5 protein-coding genes are annotated in these 4,315 nt (G+C 71.9%); 1 reads left to right on the top strand and 4 read right to left on the bottom strand.

Annotated features, from left to right (window positions below):
* Positions 1 to 74: 74 nt before the first annotated feature.
* Positions 75 to 1,076 carry an ATP-binding cassette domain-containing protein gene (locus DY240_RS23835; RefSeq protein ID WP_119662221.1) on the bottom strand — a complete coding sequence of 334 codons (1,002 nt, stop codon included), beginning with the start codon at positions 1,074 to 1,076 and terminating at the stop codon, positions 75 to 77.
* Between the two features lie 84 nt (positions 1,077 to 1,160).
* Here DY240_RS23835 and DY240_RS23830 point away from each other — a divergent pair, with 84 nt between their 5' ends.
* Complete coding sequence (locus DY240_RS23830; protein WP_119662220.1) at positions 1,161 to 1,931, top strand: TetR/AcrR family transcriptional regulator; 771 nt, start codon at positions 1,161 to 1,163, stop codon at positions 1,929 to 1,931.
* Here DY240_RS23830 and DY240_RS23825 read toward each other — a convergent pair.
* The 3 genes from DY240_RS23825 to DY240_RS32430 all read right to left on the bottom strand — a co-directional run.
* Positions 1,921 to 2,121, bottom strand: coding sequence for a hypothetical protein (locus DY240_RS23825; RefSeq protein WP_119662219.1), 201 nt, complete (start codon positions 2,119 to 2,121; stop codon positions 1,921 to 1,923). The genes DY240_RS23830 and DY240_RS23825 overlap by 11 nt on opposite strands.
* 85 nt (positions 2,122 to 2,206) lie before the next feature.
* A complete protein-coding gene (gene fdhA, locus DY240_RS23820) occupies positions 2,207 to 3,421 on the bottom strand; it encodes a formaldehyde dehydrogenase, glutathione-independent (RefSeq protein WP_119662218.1) in 1,215 nt (404 codons plus the stop codon).
* Positions 3,422 to 3,647: 226 nt separating this feature from the next.
* Positions 3,648 to 4,315: hypothetical protein (locus DY240_RS32430; protein ID WP_158602974.1), on the bottom strand; the 668-nt coding region annotated here is incomplete at its 5' end.

Below are 4,315 nucleotides of genomic sequence, written 5' to 3'. Positions count from 1 at the left end.
GACCCCACCCGCCACCGCGCCCTCCAACAACTCCTCAACCAAGATCAACCGGAGCCGGCTTGACATAGGGCTTCTCATGCGGGGACCTCCGTCCGCTCGGTCGTGGCGTCGGCCGCCGGGTCGTCCCGCTCCGCCCGGTGGCCGGTGAGGCGCAGGAACACCTCGTCGAGCGTGGGCCGGCGCAGCCCGATGTCCTCGACGCCGACGCCCTCGTCCTGCAGCCTCCTGGCCACCTCGGTGAGCGCGGTGACCCGCTGCTCGACCGCGGCGGTGACCCTGCGGTGCTCCTCGTCGACCTCCGGCTCGCCGGCCGCCACTCGTGCGACCGTCTGCGCCGCCACCGGCAGGTCGACGGCCTCCTCCAGCACGACCTCGAGCTGGTCGCCGCCGACCCGGCGCTTGAGCGCGGCCGGGGTGTCGTCGGCGATCACCTTCCCGTGGTCGATGACGGCGACCCGGCCGGCCAGCTGGTCGGCCTCGTCGAGGTACTGCGTGGTCAGCAGCACGGTGGTGCCGCCGGAGACCAGCGACCGGACCGCCGTCCACACCTCGTTGCGGCCGCGTGGGTCCAGGCCCGTCGTCGGCTCGTCGAGGAACAGCACCTTCGGCGCGAGGATCATGCTGGCGGCGAGGTCGAGCCGGCGCCGCATGCCCCCGCTGTACTCCTTGGTGCTCTTGTCCGCGGCCTCGGTGAGGTCGAACTGCTCGAGCAGCTCGTCGGCCCGGGCGGCCGCGCGCGCCGAGCCGAGGTGGAACAGCCGGCCGAACATCCGCAGGTTCTGCCGGCCGGTGAGGATCTCGTCCACCGCCGTGAACTGGCCGGTGAAGCCGATGTGCCGGCGCACCTTCCGCGGGTCGCGGGCGACGTCGATGCCGGCGACCTCGGCGCGGCCGCCGTCGAGCCGGACGAGCGTGGCCAGGATGCGCACCGCGGTGGTCTTGCCCGCGCCGTTGGGGCCCAGCAGGCCGTAGACCATGCCCGGCGGGACGGCCAGGTCGAAGCCGTCGAGGGCGCGCTTCTCGCCGTACCGCTTCTGCAGTCCAACGGCTCGGATCGCATGGCTGGAGGTGGTCACGGGGGTTCCTCCCTGAACCGGGTACGTCGTACGCTTTTAAGCGTACGCCATGCGCAGTTCTTTCCCCCGATACTGTTTTCCCTGATGACAACGGACCACAGCGGCGGCGGCGATCTCTCCAAGAGCCTGGAGCTCCTCTGGGGCATGCGGGAGCGGCCGACGCGCGGGCCAAAGCCCGGGCTGACGCTCGAGCGCATCGTCGAGGCGGCCGTCGAGGTGGCCGACGCCGACGGCCTCGACGCGCTCTCCATGCGGCGGGTGGCGGCGCAGCTGGGCGTCGGCACCATGTCGCTGTACCGCTACGTGCCGGGCAAGAGCGAGCTGCTCGACCTCATGCTCGACCACATCGCCGGGCCGGTCGACGACGACGTCGAGGACGACGCCGCCGCCGACGCCGTCGGCTGGCGGGCCGCGCTGGACGAGATGGCCCGCGGCATCTGGCAGATGTGCCTGGACCACCCGTGGTACCCGCTGGTCGACCAGGTGCGGCCGCTCCTCGGGCCGAACAACATGGCCGGCATGGACCGCCTGCTACGACGGCTCAAGCCCACCGGCCTCAGCGATCAGCAGCTCGTCCTCATGGTGTCGGTGGTCGACGGCTTCGTCACGGCCGTGGCCCGCGCGCACGTCAACGCCCAGAACGCCGAGCAGCGCACCGGCATCACCGAGGAGGAGTTCTGGGCCGCCCAGGAGCCGGTCCTCATCAAGGCGATGGGCACCGGCAGATTCCCGACCCTCGCGCGGCTGCACGAGAACACGTTCACGTTCAGCTACGAGGACGTGTTCGAGTTCGGCCTGAAGGTGGTGCTCGACGGCCTCGCCGTCGTGGTGGCGAGCGGCGGCGCTACCGGCTGACCGGCGGCGCGTCGGGTCCGTGGGTGTCGTGGTGCTCCCAGCGGACGCGGTGCGTACCGAAGCCGGCGGCGTGGGCGCCGTCGTGGCCGTGCGGCCGCCGGCAGCGGTACGCGAGCGAGTAGAGGTCGCGGCAGGAGTCGCCGTAACTCGTGTAGGCGAATTCCAGATCGAGACGGTCGTCGGTGCTCATGAGATCACCAGGTTCGCAATGCGCGGAGACGGGACGACCGCGACATTGCGGACAAATCCAGTATCACACGAGCACCGGCGCGTCGTCAGCCCAGCATTCCGTGCGGGTCGAGGATGTACTTGCGGGCGGCTCCCTTGTCGAACTCGGTGTAGCCCTGTGGCGCCTGGTCGAGCGGGATGACCGTGGCGTTGACGTTCTTCGCGATCTGCGTGCGGTCGTGCAGGATCGCCATCATCAACTGGCGGTTGTAGCGCATGACCGGGCACTGCCCGGTCGTGAAGGCCAGCGACTTCGCCCAGCCCAGGCCGAGCCGGATGGACAGCGAGCCCTCCTTGGCGGCGTCGTCGGCGGCGCCCGGGTCGCCGGTGACGTACAGGCCGGGGATGCCGACGGCGCCTCCCGCGCGGGTGACGGTCATGACGGTGTTGAGCACGGTGGCCGGTCGTTCGGTCTGTGCCTCGCCGCCGTGACCGCGCGCCTCGAAGCCGACCGCGTCGACCGCGCAGTCGACCTCGGGCTCTCCGACGATCTGCGCGATCTGCTCGGCCGGGTCACCCTGCGAGACGTCGATGGTCTCGCAGCCGAAGCTGCGCGCCTGCTCCAGCCGGTCCTTCTGCAGGTCCGCGACGATGACGACGGCCGCCCCGAGCAGGAACGCCGACGTCGCCGCGGCCAGGCCGACCGGGCCGGCACCGGCGATGTAGACCGTCGATCCGGGCTGCACCCCGGCCGTCACGCAGCCGTGGAACCCCGTCGGGAAGATGTCCGCGAGCATGGCCAGGTCACGGATCTTCTCCATCGCCTGGTCCTTGTCGGGGAACTTCAGCAGGTTCCAGTCGGCATAGGGGACCATGACGTACTGGGCCTGGCCGCCGACCCAGCCGCCCATGTCGACGTAGCCGTACGCCGACCCCGCGCGCTCGGGGTTGACGTTCAGGCAGACGCCGGTCTTGCCCTCCTTGCAGTTGCGGCACCGCCCGCAGGCGATGTTGAACGGCACCGACACGAGGTCGCCGGTCTTGATGAACTCGACGTCGCGGCCGGTCTCGATCACCTCGCCGGTGATCTCGTGACCGAGCGTCAGCCCTTCCGGCGCCGTGGTGCGGCCGCGGACCATGTGCTGGTCGCTGCCGCAGATGTTGGTGGCGACGACCTTGAGGATGACCCCGTGCGGCAGCTGGCGCCCCACGTTGTCCGGGTTCACCCCGGGTCCGTCCTGGATCTCGAAGGCCGGGTAGGCCACGTCCTCGACCTCGACATGTCCGGCGCCCCGATAGACGACGGCTCTGTTGTCTGGCACGACCCCTGCTCCCTCCTGGTGATGACGGATGCGGCGGAAGTGAGTGCCACCTTTCCGGCGACGGTGGCGGGGCCGTCCGAACTCGTCACCGTGCCACCTGGGATACCAGAGCGGACGGCACGGACGAGTGATGTCACCTGCAGGGAATGGGCGGATCGCTCGCCCGGAACGTTCAACGTAGACCCGGCCGGAATGGGGCGTCAATCACGCCGGCCGGGTGGTTCGGTCAGGCCGGCGCGAGGGCGTCGGCGCGGACCGCCAGGGTGATCCGGCGGACCGCGCGGCTGGCCCGCTGCCGGGCGGCGGCCCAGCTGATGCCGGCCCGCTCGGCCGCGGCGGCACCGCCCTCGACACCGGGCGGGGGCGCGTAGATGTCGATCAGGAGGGCGGCGTCGGCGACGGTGATGGCGCCGGCGTCGACCGCCCACGCGAGCAGCTCGGCGAGGTCGGCGTCGCGGGCCTGGTCGGCGGGATCGGCGGGGTCGGTTCCGAGGACCGCGGCCAGCGTGTCCGGCTCGGCCGGTGTCTCCGTGCGGCGGTGCGCCAGCTCGCGGCTGACCGCGCCGAGGGTGTCCATCGCGATGTTCGCCGCCACTTTCGCGGGCCGACGCTCGGTCGGGTAGGTCGCGATGACCGTCCACAGCGCGGCGACCGCGGCGTGCTCGAGGCTCTCGCGGCTGTCGCGGCCCGCGTGCCCGGCGGCGATCCGGATGGCCTTGCCCAGCATCAGCTGCAACACCGTCCGCCCGGCGAGGGCGTCGCCGTCATGGGCCAGCCGCAGCAGCGCCAGCAGGGCCGCGTCGGCGCCGCGCGACGTGCCGGTGGCCGCCGCGGTCACCGTCGCCTCGACATCGGCGAGGTCGCGGCAGCCGGCCAGCGCCGGCTCGGCGGCGG

It is taken from the genome of Jiangella rhizosphaerae (assembly GCF_003579925.1).
Taxonomy (GTDB): Bacteria; Actinomycetota; Actinomycetes; order Jiangellales; family Jiangellaceae; genus Jiangella; species Jiangella rhizosphaerae.
Note: the sequence above shows the minus strand (reverse complement) of the source record. Positions and strands in the feature narration are given on the sequence as shown.

Excerpts from the sequence above, each read along its gene's own strand:
- DY240_RS23830 (WP_119662220.1), top strand. The coding sequence starts at position 1,161 with ATGACAACGGACCACAGCGGCGGCGGCGATCTCTCCAAGAGCCTGGAG.
- DY240_RS23825 (WP_119662219.1), bottom strand. The coding sequence starts at position 2,121 with ATGAGCACCGACGACCGTCTCGATCTGGAATTCGCCTACACGAGTTAC.